Origin of the sequence: Prosthecobacter sp. (genome assembly GCF_029946185.1) — a bacterium.
Lineage (GTDB): Bacteria > Verrucomicrobiota > Verrucomicrobiia > Verrucomicrobiales > Verrucomicrobiaceae > Prosthecobacter.
In genome coordinates, this window is record NZ_JAQSEA010000275.1 from 1 (window position 1) to 13,464 (window position 13,464).

Annotated in this window: 12 protein-coding genes; 1 reads left to right on the forward strand and 11 read right to left on the reverse strand. The window is 59.1% G+C overall.

Translation table 11 applies throughout. The annotated features are described in order from the left end of the window. Nucleotides 1–347: 347 nt before the first annotated feature. From PSV43_RS22365 to PSV43_RS22395, 7 genes are all read right to left on the reverse strand, one after another. Entirely contained in the window at nt 348–950 is a 603-nt protein-coding gene (locus PSV43_RS22365; protein ID WP_300203000.1) for a nitroreductase family protein, read from the reverse strand. Between the two features lie 35 nt (nt 951–985). Then, nucleotides 986–1,879 (reverse strand): YceI family protein, encoded by an 894-nt coding sequence (locus PSV43_RS22370; RefSeq protein ID WP_300203003.1) that lies wholly within the window; start codon nt 1,877–1,879, stop codon nt 986–988. Beyond that, nucleotides 1,876–2,370 carry a VOC family protein gene (locus PSV43_RS22375; RefSeq protein WP_300203007.1) on the reverse strand — a complete coding sequence of 165 codons (495 nt, stop codon included), beginning with the start codon at nt 2,368–2,370 and terminating at the stop codon, nt 1,876–1,878. Before PSV43_RS22375 ends, PSV43_RS22370 begins: the two co-directional genes overlap by 4 nt. A 1-nt stretch (nt 2,371) precedes the next feature. Continuing rightward, nucleotides 2,372–3,451 (reverse strand): alkene reductase, encoded by a 1,080-nt coding sequence (locus tag PSV43_RS22380; protein ID WP_300203010.1) that lies wholly within the window; start codon nt 3,449–3,451, stop codon nt 2,372–2,374. A gap of 73 nt (nt 3,452–3,524) precedes the next feature. Further along, nucleotides 3,525–3,902: a hypothetical protein gene (locus PSV43_RS22385; protein ID WP_300203013.1), complete on the reverse strand. Its 378-nt coding sequence runs from the start codon at nt 3,900–3,902 to the stop codon at nt 3,525–3,527. A 56-nt stretch (nt 3,903–3,958) separates the two neighbouring features. Then, complete coding sequence (locus tag PSV43_RS22390) at nt 3,959–4,660, reverse strand: pirin family protein (protein WP_300203016.1); 702 nt, start codon at nt 4,658–4,660, stop codon at nt 3,959–3,961. A gap of 77 nt (nt 4,661–4,737) precedes the next feature. After that, nucleotides 4,738–6,858, reverse strand: coding sequence for a tetratricopeptide repeat protein (locus PSV43_RS22395; protein WP_300203019.1), 2,121 nt, complete (start codon nt 6,856–6,858; stop codon nt 4,738–4,740). A gap of 152 nt (nt 6,859–7,010) precedes the next feature. Here PSV43_RS22395 and PSV43_RS22400 point away from each other — a divergent pair, with 152 nt between their 5' ends. After that, nucleotides 7,011–7,757, forward strand: coding sequence for a methyltransferase domain-containing protein (locus PSV43_RS22400; protein ID WP_300203022.1), 747 nt, complete (start codon nt 7,011–7,013; stop codon nt 7,755–7,757). A gap of 4 nt (nt 7,758–7,761) precedes the next feature. Here the strand turns inward: PSV43_RS22400 and PSV43_RS22405 are convergent, their stop codons facing one another. The 4 genes from PSV43_RS22405 to PSV43_RS22420 all read right to left on the reverse strand — a co-directional run. Continuing rightward, entirely contained in the window at nt 7,762–8,577 is an 816-nt protein-coding gene (locus PSV43_RS22405) for an FkbM family methyltransferase (RefSeq protein ID WP_300203025.1), read from the reverse strand. A gap of 20 nt (nt 8,578–8,597) precedes the next feature. Next, a complete protein-coding gene (locus PSV43_RS22410; RefSeq protein WP_300203028.1) occupies nt 8,598–10,055 on the reverse strand; it encodes a glycosyltransferase in 1,458 nt (485 codons plus the stop codon). Nucleotides 10,056–10,146: 91 nt separating this feature from the next. Further along, a complete protein-coding gene (locus tag PSV43_RS22415; RefSeq protein ID WP_300203030.1) occupies nt 10,147–12,483 on the reverse strand; it encodes a PQQ-binding-like beta-propeller repeat protein in 2,337 nt (778 codons plus the stop codon). Between the two features lie 341 nt (nt 12,484–12,824). Continuing rightward, nucleotides 12,825–13,464 (reverse strand): DUF1501 domain-containing protein (locus PSV43_RS22420; RefSeq protein WP_300203033.1); only part of this gene is annotated, 640 nt, incomplete at its 5' end.

The following is a 13,464-nucleotide window of genomic DNA, read 5'->3' on the forward strand; positions in this document are numbered from 1 at the left end:
GATCATGGGCTTCGACGGCGGCTGGCTGAGGACAGCCAGCCCTACCTTCGCTGGGCATGCGCATGCCCGGTGCGAGTAGTCCTCCAAGCGCCGTCGAACGTCGCAATACGCCTCTATCCGGAAATCTGTTTTGGAAAACGCTATAGAGGCTTCGCTTCCGGGGGCTGCGTGGAATAGATTGGTTCTCGGATAGCAGGGCCATTCGAGTCGCAGCGTGTTTGCCACACGCTCATAGACGGGCGGGCTTTCGCCACACCCATCCTACGGCCTGCAAGCAGCTTCCGCGCTTGGGATTGCTATTCGAGAACAAGTCTGATGAAAGGACGGAGTGATCTAAGTTTGGGTGATTAGAAGTGATCGCGGATGACGACTTCGTCGTAGGAGAGTTGACCGGGTTTTGGCCATGCTGGCTGGGTGCCTTTGCCGACGGCGATCATGAAGGAGATGACGTGGTCTTCGGGGAGTTTGATGATTTTGGCGACGGCGTCGAAGTCGAAGCCGTCCATGGGGCAGGAGTCGTAGCCCATGGCTTTGGCGGCGAGCATGATGGTCATGCCAGCGAGTCCGCAGGAGCGCATGCATTCGTCGCGCTGGACCTGATCTCGGCCTTCATAGTACTGACCGATGGCGGGGACGAGGAAGTCCTGCACGGGCTGGGGTGCATTCTTCCAGTAGCGGGCGGGGTCTTTCTTCCATGAGTCTTTGTCGGCGCACATGACGATGAGGAGCGAGGACTCGGTGACCTGGGCCTGATCCCAGGCGGAGGCGCGGATTTCTTTGCGCACTTCAGGATCGAGGACGGTGACGAAGCGGCAGTTCTGAATGTTGAAGGCGCTGGGGGCCTGCATGGCGGCTTCGAGAAGCTGGTGGATTTCAGCATCGGTCATGCGGTGGGTGGGATCGTAGTGCTTGATGGCGCGGCGGGAGTTGATGGCTTCGAGGGTGTTCATGGGAGAGTTACAAGTTTAAGGTTTCAAGTTTCAAGTTATGCGCGGGTGGCGTGGAGTTTGATGTGGAGGTGGACGTGGTCGTTGACGACGTGTTTGCCGAGGAAGGCGAAGAGTCTGCCGGAGCCGTAGTGGCTGCCGAACTGGGTGCGGTCGAGTTCAAACTGCGCCTGACCGGTCAAATGATCTGAATCTGCGGCAGCGATGACGGCGGGGAAGCTCAGGGGCTGGGTGACGCCGCGCAGGGTCATGGTGCCATGGAGGGTGTAGTTTGGCGTGCCGGGTGTGCATGACTGCAAAGGCTCTGCGCGGTCGCAGAGGAACTCTGCTGTGGGGAAGCGGTCCACGGCGAAGAAGTCGTCGTCGCGGAGGTGGCGGATGAGCATGGCATTGTAGGCGGTGTCCACGAGGTCTTCGCAAGCGATGCTGTTCATGTCGAGGGTGAAGCGTGCGGATTGGAGGGTGCCGTTTTCTACTTCGATCTGGCCGCCGGAGAGCTTAAGCGTGCCTTGATGATGATTGAAGAGATTTCGGCCGGTCCAGCGGACGACGCTGGTTTCGGTGTCGAGTTCGAAGTGGCTCTGGAGAATTGCGGAGGAGGCTTCAGCTTGAGTGCCTTCGAGCGGGAGATTATTCTGCTGCCACTCGACGATGCCGCCAGGGAAAACGGTCACGTTGGTGTAGCCGGCTTTGGTCAGTTTTTCGGCGGCGGTGGTGGCGTCCAATGAATCGCCGCCTGCGCCGTAGACGATCAGTGGCGCGCTTTTGTCGGGGACGAGTTCGGCCACCTTGGAGAGAAAGATGGTTTCATACACGCAGGCATTGATGGCACCCGGCAGATGACCGCAAGCGAAGTGCTCCTCTGGCAGGACGTGGATGAGGGTGGCGCTGCCTTGCAGCGTCTTGAGTTCGGCAGCGGTGATCGTTTTCATGATTTGAGGGGTGGCTCTGCCAGCAGGGCATCGAGGTCGAATGGGTCGCTGGTCATTGTGAGTTCGCCTTGGGCATCGCGCGGCCATGCGGAGGGATCGCGATCCACGTAGAGTTCGAGGCCGTTGCCGTCGGGATCGCGGAGGTAGAGGGCTTCGCTGACGCCGTGGTCGGAAGCGCCGTCGAGAGGGATCTTGTTTTTGATGAGGCGGCGAAGGGCATCGGCGAGGGAGGCGCGGTCGGGATAGAGGATGGCGACGTGGTATAATCCGGTGGTGCCATGAGGCGGGGCTTTGCCACCACGACTTTCCCAAGTGTTTAGGCCGATGTGATGGTGGTAGCCACCTGCGGAGACGAAGGCGGCTTGGGTGCCGTAGCGCTGAGTGAGCTCGAAACCGAGGACGCCGCAGTAAAAAGCGAGGGCCTTTTCCAGATCAGACACTTTCAAATGAACGTGGCCGATGCGGACGGCGGGATGGATGGGGGTGGTCATTTCAAGCGGCGCTGAGCACGGGATAGTCGGTGTAACCTTCGGCACCGGGCGAGTAAAACTTGGCGGCATTCGGCGCATTGAGTGTGGCTTTTGCGGCGATGCGGGCGGGGAGATCGGGATTGGCGAGGAAGCTGGTGCCAAATGCGACAGCGTCGAGTTTACCGTCATTGATGGCCTGCTCTGCCTCTTCGGCGGTGTAGCCCATGTTGCCAATGAGGACGCCGTGGAAGGCGGCGCGGGCGGGCGTCATCACATCGCCTTGCTGCGCCTGGAAGAAGTCGCTACGCATGACGTGGAGGAAGGCGATCTTGCGCTCGTTGAATTGGTGTGCCAGATAGGTCGTGATGCCGACTGGGTCGCTGTCGATCATGGTGTTGTAGCTGTTGAGCGGTGAGATGCGGATGCCGACGCGATCTGCGCCCCAGACGCTGATGGTGACATCGAGTACTTCGAGCATCAAACGGGCGCGATTTTCGATGGAGCCGCCGTAAGAGCCGGTGCGCTTGTTCGAGCCATCGCGCAGGAACTCATCAAGGAGGTAGCCATTGGCACCATGAATTTCCACGCCATCAAACCCGGCGGCTTTGGCATTTTCGGCGGCGTGTTTGAAGCCTGCAACGATGCCGGGGATTTCGTCGTCACGCAGTTCACGTGGAGTGACGTAGGGTTTCTTGCCTTCGGGAGTGTGAACTTCATCTCCCAGAATGGGAAGGGCGCTCGGAGCGACAGGCTGGGCACCGGCATTGAGCAATGGATGGCAGGCGCGGCCACCGTGCCAGATTTGGAGTACGATCTGACCGCCTTTGGCATGGACGGCATCGGTAACGAGTTTCCAACCTTGAACCTGGACATCGGAGTAAATGCCTGGCTCCATCCAGAAGGAGGAGTTGCCTTCGATGGCCATGGTGGCCTCGGCAATGATGAGTCCGGCGCTGGCGCGCTGTGCATAGTATTCTGCCATCAAGGGAGTCGGGACGTGATCGGCATCGGCGCGGCAGCGTGTGAGCGGAGCCATGAGGATGCGATTGGGCAACGTGAGAGCGCCGGCTTGAAGAGGAGAGAAGAGTTTGGTGTGGGACATGGCGAGGAAGTGGTGGAGGGTCTTAAAAAAACGAGCCGGATTCAGTGACGAATCCGGCTCGCGGGAGGACTCATTATTTTGCAGCGAAGAGAGTGCTCAGGTAATCTTTGCGGCCGGAGAGGGCCACGAGTGAGAGTGTACCGAGAACGACGGGCATTTCATAGCCGCCTTTGACGAGGAAGAAGTGGTAGAGGGCGATGTTTACCACGACTGGACCGACGAGGGTGAGGGCCAGATTAGTGAAGCGGCCGCTGAGGAGCAGGAGGCCGCCGGTGACTTCCAAGACCTTCACCACGGTGAGGTAGCCGCTGCCGTAGATGGCGAACATGAAGTTGGCGGCAGGACCTTCCGGGGGTGGAGGAATCGGGATGAAGTGGAGCCACATGTTGGCACCGAAGACGGTGAAGATGAGGCCGAGGAGGAGGCGGGCGATGGTGGGGATGTGTTTCATATGGGGTGGGGAGTGGCCGGTTGTTGGCGCTGGTTTGCAGTTGTTGGCGGTTGTTTTTAGAGGAGGTCGAATAGGAGGGCTTCGGCGTCTTGGGAGGCGGTGAGGGTTAGGGTGCCGGGGTCGTCGGTGCTGATGGCGTCGCCGGGATTGAGGGTGGTGCTGTTGGCGGTGAGGGTGCCTTTGATGAGCTGGAGCCAGGCGCCGCGACCGGCGGTGACTTCGTGGGTGGTGGATTTGCCGGCTTCAAGACGGACGCGGTAGATGTCGGCGTCTTGATGGATGGTGGCGGAGCCGTCGCGACCGTCGGAGGAGATGACGAGGACCATTGCGGCGGTTTCGTGCTCGGGCTTGGGATGCCATTCGGTGTAGCTGGGTTTGAGGCCGGTTTGACGCGGGCGAATCCAGATTTGGAGGAGGCTGCCGGGTTCAGTCGGGGAGGGATTGAACTCGCTGTGGGTGACACCGCTGCCTGCGCTCATGAGCTGGATCTGGCCGGGGAGGAGTGTGCGGGCGGTGCCCATGCTGTCCTTGTGAGCGAGAGCGCCGTAGAGGATGTAGCTGAAGATTTCCATGTCTCGATGCGGATGGGTGGGGAATCCAGCGCCGCCGGTGATGACGTCCTGATTGATGACACGCAGGCTGCGATAGCCCATGTGCGCCGGATCATAGTAGTCGGCAAAGCTGAAGGTGTGGTAGCTGTCGAGCCAGCCGTGCTCGGCGTGCCCGCGTTCATTGGAGAGGCGAAGTTTGAGTTTCATAACGACGCTGCATTCGCGCAGATGCCGTGAGTCCTCCAATGCCAGTTGCTTTACAAGTTCATGCCTTGAGGTAATGATTACTCCCGCCAAGGAAGGCCTGTGAGGTAAGCCTTTCTCTCGTTTAGAATTTGCTGTGCCAAACCCGCGTTGCCCTGAGCATTGGCGGTGGTTGCCGCGTGCAGGGCGACCTGAGCGGCCTTGTCATATTGGCCGGTTTCGGCATAGGCGGCAGCGAGTGTGTGCCAGAGATGGACTTTGCTGCCGCCGGGCAATTGCAATGAGTACTCCGCCAAAGTCACGGCCTGAGCGCCATTGCGCAGGGAGTCCTGTTTGCTGGTGGCCAGCAGCCACGCAAGGTTGTTGATGGCGGGCAGATGCTGGGGGCTTTCTGCGAGGACTTTTTTATAAAACGTGACTGCAGCTTCCATCTGCCCAAGTCTGGTATAGGCCATGCCGAGGCCGACCTTGGCATCCAGGTTTTTGGAGTCTGCGGCAAGCGCGCGCTGATAGCTTTCTATCGCCTTGGAAAGTTCACCCGACTGCAGCAAGGCATTGCCCAAACCGCAGTAGTTTGAGGCGTCCGGGGCGATGCTCACAGCCGTGCCATAATGGGAGACCGCCTGCTGCAGTTCGCTTTTGCAAAGGAGCACATAGGCGAGGGCGCTGTGAGCTTCAGCCGTTTGTGGCTCGGCAATCAATGCGCGATGCAAATAATTTTCGGCTTCGTTTAACCGCCCCTTTTGAACCAACTGGATCCCCACCACCAAGTTGGCTCTGACGAGGGTGGGATTAATTTCCAGAGCACGCTGATAGGTGGATACTGCATCGTCCAAACGACCGGCATCGACCAAGGTATTGCCCAAGCCGGAATGCGAAGCGTAGTCGCCGGGATTGCATTCGACGACATGAGACCAAAGGCTGACGCTGTCGCGCCAGTGTGTGGCTTGTTTATTTGCAACGACTGTCAAGATGATGACGACAGCCACTGCTGAAGCACCGATGACGCGCCTGCGTGAAAGAGACGCTCCGGCCCATTGCGCGGCGGGCCATGCAACCATCAAACTAAGACCGATCATCGAGAGATAGGTGTAGCGATCCGCATGGGCTTGATCACCCGCCTGAGTGAACAAACCAATCACAGGTGCGAGCATGCCCAAATACCAGAACCAACCGACGACGAGATATGATTTCTTGCGCTGCCAGGCAACGATGGCCGTGATGGAAAGCAAGGCGATGAACGACACAAGGACCTGCCCGAAGTTCAAGGTGGTGCTGGCATGAGAATCAAAGTGACTCAGTCCTGGATAGGGGTAGAAGCAGGTGAGACAGGCCGGCCATAAGGTCTGCCAGATATAAGTGCCGTAGGACAGCACTGCATTGCCAGGACGATAGTACCAAGGCAGCGTGGCCCACAGCGCATCGTTTTTGGCACCGGGACATGTGAGGGTGAAGGCGACCACCATGGCCGCCATGGCAAAGAGGGGAGCTTTCTCCAGCAGAAGACGTTTCAAGGGCACCGAACCGCGGCGGTTCAGCGGCCATAGATCCACGAGCAGCAGCACGCAGGGCAACGTCACGAGCATCGGTTTGCTCATCATCGCCAGCGCGGACATGAGCAGCATGAGCAGATAGCGGCCCCAGCGAAAGGAGCTGAGGGTGTAGAAACGGTAGGCACCTAGCGCGAGGACAAAAAACAAACCGCTGAGCACATCCTTTCGCTCCGCCACCCAGGCGACGGACTCGACATGCAGGGGATGCACGGCAAAGAGCGCCGCCACGAATGCTGAGCGCCACAGCGTGGCCGTCATCCCACGCAGCACCAGAAACAAGGCCATGGCCGTCAAGGCATGCAAGGCCACGCTCATGAGATGATGCCCCCCGGCATTGAGGCCGAAGAGGCTCACATCCAGCATGTGAGACATGAAGCTCACGGGCCGCCAGTAATCGGCATCTGTGGCGTCTTTGCCGATCCCCGCAGTGAATGACCACTGCACATTTTCCCAGGTCAGCCCGCGCAGCACATGGCTGTTCTTGTAGACGAAGGTATTGTCATCAAAGTTCACGAAGGAGAAGCCGCGTGTCTGCCAGTATATCACGAGCACCAGCAAAAGGAGCAGCGCGCAAACCAGCATCACCGGCCCATGACGCCTGACAAAGCCGTGGTGTGTTTTTACAGGATGGCTGGCGGAGAGGCTCATTGAGGGGAGGGTCTCTTCAACCAGAGCTTTACCCCGTCTTCGTGATTCGCGGTGCGCCATGGATGGACAAACTAGAAGCATCCATTATACAATGAAACAGATCGCCGCAATTTGTTTGTCTATGCGGTCTTGACTGACCGAACTGCCTAAGCGTGAAAGAACAGCACAACCTTGAGATTCATCGCAACCGGGAGGCGTGGCAGCGGAAGCCACTGCTGCAGCAGGTGTATGCGGGTTTTCACAGGCTCATTGCGTCTCACCTTATTCGCGAGGTCAAGGGATTGACGGTCGAACTGGGCTCAGGCATCGGCAGCATCAAGCAAACGGTGCCCGAATGCATCACGTCCGATCTGTTCCCGAATCCGTGGCTGGACCGGCAGGAGAACGCCTACCGACTGAGTTTTGCGGATGATGCAGTCGGGAACTTGATACTCTTTGATGTGTGGCACCATCTCGAATTTCCCGGGACGGCTCTGGAGGAATTCCGCCGCGTATTGTGCCCGAGCGGACGGCTGATCGTCTTTGAACCTGCTATGGGTCTGCTGGGACGGCTGGTTTACTCGCTGGGACACCACGAGCCGGTGGCTTTTCAGCAGCCAGTCGAATGGTTTGCGCCCGCTGATTTCCCAGCGGCAGATCCGCCGTACTTTGCCGCGCAGTCACGCGCGCACCGCGTTTTCGTCCAAGGAGAACAGCGGGAACAATTGAAGGGATGGCGAGTGCTCAAGGTGGTGCGACTGGCTTCGCTGGCCTATCTGAGTTCGGGCGGATTTTCCAAACCGCAGCTATGCCCGACCGCGCTGCACCCCTGCCTGCGGCTGCTGGATTCTTTGCTTTCGCGGGTGCCTTCTTTGTTTGCCGTGCGCCTGCTGGTGGTGCTGGAGAAAGAATCGGACTGAACGTTCAACACGCCTCGGCCAGCACATCGATCCCACCACGGTGGGTGAGTCTTGCAAGAGCCCTTTCGTCAAAAGGACTGCCGGTGCGCAGGTCAGTCATGCGGTAGCCGGGGCCGAGAACGTCCACGTAGTCTTTGAGGGTGAGGCGATTTTCTTCGAGAAGATAGGGGCACATTTCCAGCACGATGCGGGGGCGGCTGTTGGCGATGAGTTTTTGCGCTCCGGCGAGCACTTCAAACTCATGGCCGTCGGTGTCGATCTTGATGAGGTGAACCTGTGGGATCTCCTTGGCGGCCATGTAGTCGTCCAAACTGATGCGTGTCACTGTGGCCTCCATCTTGAGGCCGAAATGGGTGTCGTGAACTTCGTTGCCGGTGGTGTCGTCCAAACGCCAACTGGCGTAGGCCTGCGCTTCGTGTGTGGTGCCCGAGGTGCTGCCGACGAAGCAGGGGTTTACGGTCACTCTTGCTGCGAGTGTGGGATTCAGCTCCAGATTGCGCCGGAATTTTTCCAGCGCAAAATACGTTGGCTCGAAACTGTGGAGCTGAGCACAGGGATGCCGCCGGGCGAGAGGCAGTGTGATGGCACCGATGTTTGCTCCGACATCAAAGATAACGGCGTCAGGCACGCCGGGCGAGACCGACACGACGTGATTTTGAAAGCCGCCGAACAGAAATATCGAGAGGTCAATGCCCTCGCGCAGATCGAGCTGAAAACGCACACCTGCACGCGTAACGAGCTGATTGTCCTGAAATCCTGCCAGTTTCAGCAGGCGATAGAGCACACGCGCGAGCTTGATTTTGGATTCTGTGGCGAGCAAAAGAAGCAGAGGGTGGAAGCTCAGACGAACTTCAGTTTTTTGGCGGCGAAGACAACCATACGCAAGAGCAGCCAGCCGTGCGACCAGCGGTGGATGTTCGTGGAGCCGTAGGTGCGGTCACCGTAATGAATGGGGACGTCCATGATGCGCAAACCGAGCTTTTCAGCACCGAAGAGCAGATCGAAATCGCCAAAGGGATCGAAGTCACCGAAATAGGCGCGGCCTGCGGCGAGACGCTCGTAGTTTTGCCGCAGCATGGCTTTGGAACCGCAGAGAGTGTCCTTCACCGACTGGCCGAGCAGCCAGGAAAAGATCAGGCCGAAGGCCTTGTTGGCGCAGAGATTGAGAAAACGCATGGCCTCCTGCTGCATGGGGTAGACGAGTCTGACGCCATTGGCGAACTCTGCTCTTCCTGAAGCGATGGCGGTGTAGAATTTGGGCAGTTCCTCCGGCTGCACGGTGAGGTCTGCGTCCAAGATCATGACGACATCTCCGGTGGCGACTGCGAAACCTGCGCGCACGGCGTCCCCCTTCCCTTTGCCAGATTGCTGAAGGCAGGTGATGCGCTTGTCAGGGAATGCGTGCTTCACGCGCTGGATTTCCGCCCAGGTGTTGTCTGTGGAATGGCCTTCCACGAAGATGATCTCGGTGGCTGCGCCCATCATGGGTGTGCGAGACACAGCCGCTTCGATATTGCCGGCTTCATTGCGTGCAGGAATGATGACGGATACGGTCAACGGCTTGATGATGGCTGGCGGCAGAGGGCGTGCGGTGGAAAAGATGGCGAGACAGAAGGGGCGCATCAAGGGAGCCAGCCAGCGATTGAATAAAATCTCCAAACCGAGTGCTCGAAACGGGAAAAGAATCCGGCAGGAACTGCCGACCTCCTCCCAGCCAGAGAGTGCCAGCAGATTGTGCACGTCTGCATACGAGAGCCAGTTGGTCTCAGGCTGCTGAGTGCGCATGCCAGTCAGTGCGGCCAGCGCGGAAAGAGGCCGCCAAAGGTTGTTGCAAAAATTGATGATGAGCCGGGTGCGAGCATGACTCACTTGATGAAGGCGCTCGAAGATCAGCTGCACATCGGCGGCATGATTGATGGTTTCCGAAATGACGATGATGTCGAACTGCTGATCGAGAGAGAGCGCTTCACCGGACTGAACATGAAACTCGCCCTCGGGCAGGCGCTGGCGTGCCTTTTGGATCTGCCGCTCTGACACATCCACGCCGACACGTTTTTGCCCATGCAGCAGTGCGAGCAGTCTGCCGTCACCACAGCCGATCTCAAGAACGCTGGCGTCAGGAGGGATCTGAAGATTGTAGTAACGTGCCAGCATTTCATGATACGACTGCGCGGCCCAGCCTCGCTTGAGCGCGGGATCATCGTAGAACGCCGCCAAGGATTGCAGCCGCGCACCGACCAGAGGCGGAAGGGTGTCAAGGTTTGGCAAACGAGCCGCGGCGGGTCTCTGGAAATTCATGGATGGCAACCATGACATCATCTTTTCAAAAGTGCATGATTTTCATGCACTGAAGAATTTGCGGCTGCGGCAGATTTCAGGCAAGCCGTGGTCACTCGTGACCTTTGACCACTTTTACCAGCGGACGGTAGCCGTACTCGTTGAGCAGGGCGATGGCACCGCGATCGGTGGAGTCGCGGGCGACGTCGGACCAGGAGTTGAGTGAGTTGTAGATGCTGTCCATGGCGGCTTCGAGGGATTCGGCGCGGGCGGTGGCATCGTGAGATTTGTAGAGGGCCTCGATGGCGCTGATGAAGTGGAAGGTGAACTCAAGGCGCTTGGCGTTGTAGAGTGTGAAGGTACGGGAGCCTTCGCGGGCGCGGGTGTTGGCGCGGTACATTTCGTTCATGGCCGTGGCGTAGGCGGTTTTGACCTCGGTGAGCCAGTCGGGCAGGCTTTTCTTTGAATGCAAATGGCGCAGCAGCATGTCGGGTGCGGGAACGCCGAGGGTGGGGTCGTTTTGGGCGATGAGTTGTGATGCCTTGTCGATGGCTTGGAAGCCGAGCCACATGCGCTCGGCGACACCTTCACCGCACATGGGCGTGATGAAATCGCTCAGGGCTTTTTCGCTGGCGAAGTCGTTTTTGGGCAGGACAGAAACGGCCACGGGTTCGGCGGCGACGATTTCAAAACCGAGTTTGGCGGCGTGCTCACGGAAACGAGCGGTGATGGCGGTGACGTCGGGATTTTCAAAGACGGAGGAGCCGTGGAAGGCTTTGCGGCCGCCGGTGTCGCCATCGACGCGGATGGGTGTGAAGGGCGCGATTTTTGCGGGGATGGCGATGGTTGTGTATTTTAACTTTTGGAGGCGCTGGAGAAGCTGTTCGAGTTCGTCCTGGGTCCAGGATTCCTGGCCCATGGCGTTGCCGGTGTAGCCATTCCATACACGCGAGCCATGCGGAGGCTGTGCGGTGATGATTTCGATGGTGTCCGACGTGGTGGTCCCCTTCCCTGCGAGTGCGAGCGCAGGTGCGGAGGTGGTGGCGGAGACGCAGATGAGGCTTTCGCGAGTGCGGACGAAGAGGCGACCATCGGCGATGGCGGGGGTGGCGATGATTTCCTCGCCCATGTCGTGCTTGGCGAGAACTTTGAGCTGGGGTGCGTCTTCGAGTTCGACGATGAAGCCGTTTTTGGCAGCGATGTAGACTTTGCCAGCTGCGGCGATGGGCGAGGCGAAGTAGTCGCCGAAATTGCCGAGGCGGCTGCGATCCCAGAGGGATTTGCCGTCCTTGGCGTCGTAGCAGCTCGACATGCCGCCGCTTTTGACAACGTAGAGGCGGTTATTGAAGAAGAGGGGTGAAGAGAGGTTTGAGGGGGTCTTGGGGTCGATGTTCCAGAGGAGGTGGGTCTTGGTCACATCGCCGCTGCCGCCGCCTTTGATGGCCTGGATGATGTTGCCGCCGGCGGCCATGTTGTCGGGGGATTGGAAGGCGGTGTCGATCTCCTCGGGGCCGATGACTTTGTCGTGGTTTTTGTCGGAGGCATCAAAGCGCTCGTGAAATTCCTTGGGAGTTTCTTCGCGGGAGAGAATTTTGTCCTGGTTGGTGTCCAGCCATTCGAGCAGGGCGTGCTTCAAGGTGCGGGTGGCATCTCCGTAGCTTTGCACGGCGACGTAGATGACGCCGTCATGCACGACGGGAGAGGTCATGATGGTGCGCAGGAGGGTGTTGCAGGTCCAGATCTCCTTGCCGGTGGCGGGATCGTAGCCCTTCAATTTGCCGCTGCCGGCGATGACGAGATCGGTGCGGCCATTGGCCTCACACAGGACAGGCAGCGAATAACCGGCGAGCATTTCTTTGCGCAGGGTCTTCCACTTTTCTTTGCCCGTTTTCGCATCCACCGCGACGACGAAGGGGGCGAGGTCGTCGTCCTGGCAGAAGATGACGGTGTCGTTGTAAACGATGGGTGATGAAGCTGCGCCCCAGTCCATCAAGTAGGCGGGGCGTGTCATGGTGTGCCGCCAGACTTCCTTGCCGGTGGCGAAGTCGAAGGCGAGCAGGCCGATGGTGCTGAAATAGACGTAGACACGTTCGCCATCGGTGGCCGGAGTCGAGGAGGCGTGGCTGTTTGGCGGGGTGATGCGCGGGAGGGTGCCGGTGTCGAAATCGCTGCGCCAGAGCTGCTTTCCAGTGGAGGCGTCAAAGCTGAAGAGGCCGAGCTTTTGGTCTCCGAGCATGGCGGTGGTGAAGACACGTCCGTTCTTCACGATGGGTGAGCCGATGCCGTCTCCGATCTTCGCTTTCCAAGCGATGTTTTTTTCGGCGGAGAAGTCTTGGGGCAGACTTTTTGAGGAGGAGACGCCGGTGCCATTGGTGCCACGGAACTGGGGCCAGTCTTCGGCGTGGAGGGTGATGGAGAGGGACAGGGCGGCGAGGAGGATGCGATGCATGAAGGGTGCTCGGTTAAGGATGTTCATCGTGGCTGGTGATGGTGTTGCGAGCGCTGTGCGGCAGGCGTGTGGCGGAGCGGGGTGCAGACGCTGCTGGTGGGCGTGGGGGAGGCGGAGTTCTGGGTTTGCTTTCCGGTTGCTTGCGGCCATACCCAGGGTCGCCTCGCTGAGGCTCGGCTGACCCTGGGCTATATTCCGCAGCCCCTTTGGGGCTGATGCCAGTGCGGAGTGTGGTGACGAAAGAGAGTGGTGTCCTCTTCGGAAAACGCAGAGTGCAGGCATCATGGAACAAACGACAGCCCGCCTTAACCGAGTGGCATTCATGTGATGCATCATGTGAATCAGCCGAAGAGTTCGGTGAGGGGCTTGCCTTCATCGAGGAGGTTGTAGGCGCGGCCGAGTTTGTCTTTGGCTTCGAGGTCTTGGATGCCCATGGCGTAATAGACGGTCTTGGTGATGTCTTCGGGACGAATGGGGCGGTCTTTCGGCAGTTCGGCGCGTGCGTCGGTTTCGCCAATGACCTGGCCGCCGCGAACGCCAGCACCGGCCATGAGGACGCTCATGCAACTGGTCCAGTGATCGCGGCCAGCGCCGAGAGGGCCGCCGGAGCGGCGGTCCCCAACTTTGGGCATGCGCCCCATCTCGCTGGTGACCATGACGAGCGTTTCCTCGAGCAGCCCGCGCGTTGACAAATCTTCGAGGAAGGCGGAGAAGCAGCGATCAAACTGCGGCAGCAGATTGTCACGCAGGCAGTTGAAGTTGTTGCCGTGCGTATCCCAACTGCCCGCGCTTTTGCATTTCTTTGCGAGGTTTTCATCGCCCATCCAAAAGACGGTGATGAACGGTACCCCGGCCTCCACCATGCGCCGCGCCATGAGCAGGCTGGTGCCGTTGATGTCCTGGCCGTAACGTTCGCGCAGCGCCAGCGGCTCGGACTCGATATCGAACGCATTCGTGGTGCTGCTGGATGAAAGCAGGTCA

Excerpts from the sequence above, each read along its gene's own strand:
- PSV43_RS22365 (WP_300203000.1), bottom strand. The coding sequence starts at position 950 with ATGAACACCCTCGAAGCCATCAACTCCCGCCGCGCCATCAAGCACTAC.
- PSV43_RS22370 (WP_300203003.1), bottom strand. The coding sequence starts at position 1,879 with ATGAAAACGATCACCGCTGCCGAACTCAAGACGCTGCAAGGCAGCGCC.
- PSV43_RS22375 (WP_300203007.1), bottom strand. The coding sequence starts at position 2,370 with ATGACCACCCCCATCCATCCCGCCGTCCGCATCGGCCACGTTCATTTG.
- PSV43_RS22380 (WP_300203010.1), bottom strand. The coding sequence starts at position 3,451 with ATGTCCCACACCAAACTCTTCTCTCCTCTTCAAGCCGGCGCTCTCACG.
- PSV43_RS22385 (WP_300203013.1), bottom strand. The coding sequence starts at position 3,902 with ATGAAACACATCCCCACCATCGCCCGCCTCCTCCTCGGCCTCATCTTC.
- PSV43_RS22390 (WP_300203016.1), bottom strand. The coding sequence starts at position 4,660 with ATGAAACTCAAACTTCGCCTCTCCAATGAACGCGGGCACGCCGAGCAC.
- PSV43_RS22395 (WP_300203019.1), bottom strand. The coding sequence starts at position 6,858 with ATGAGCCTCTCCGCCAGCCATCCTGTAAAAACACACCACGGCTTTGTC.
- PSV43_RS22410 (WP_300203028.1), bottom strand. The coding sequence starts at position 10,055 with ATGAATTTCCAGAGACCCGCCGCGGCTCGTTTGCCAAACCTTGACACC.
- PSV43_RS22415 (WP_300203030.1), bottom strand. The coding sequence starts at position 12,483 with ATGCATCGCATCCTCCTCGCCGCCCTGTCCCTCTCCATCACCCTCCAC.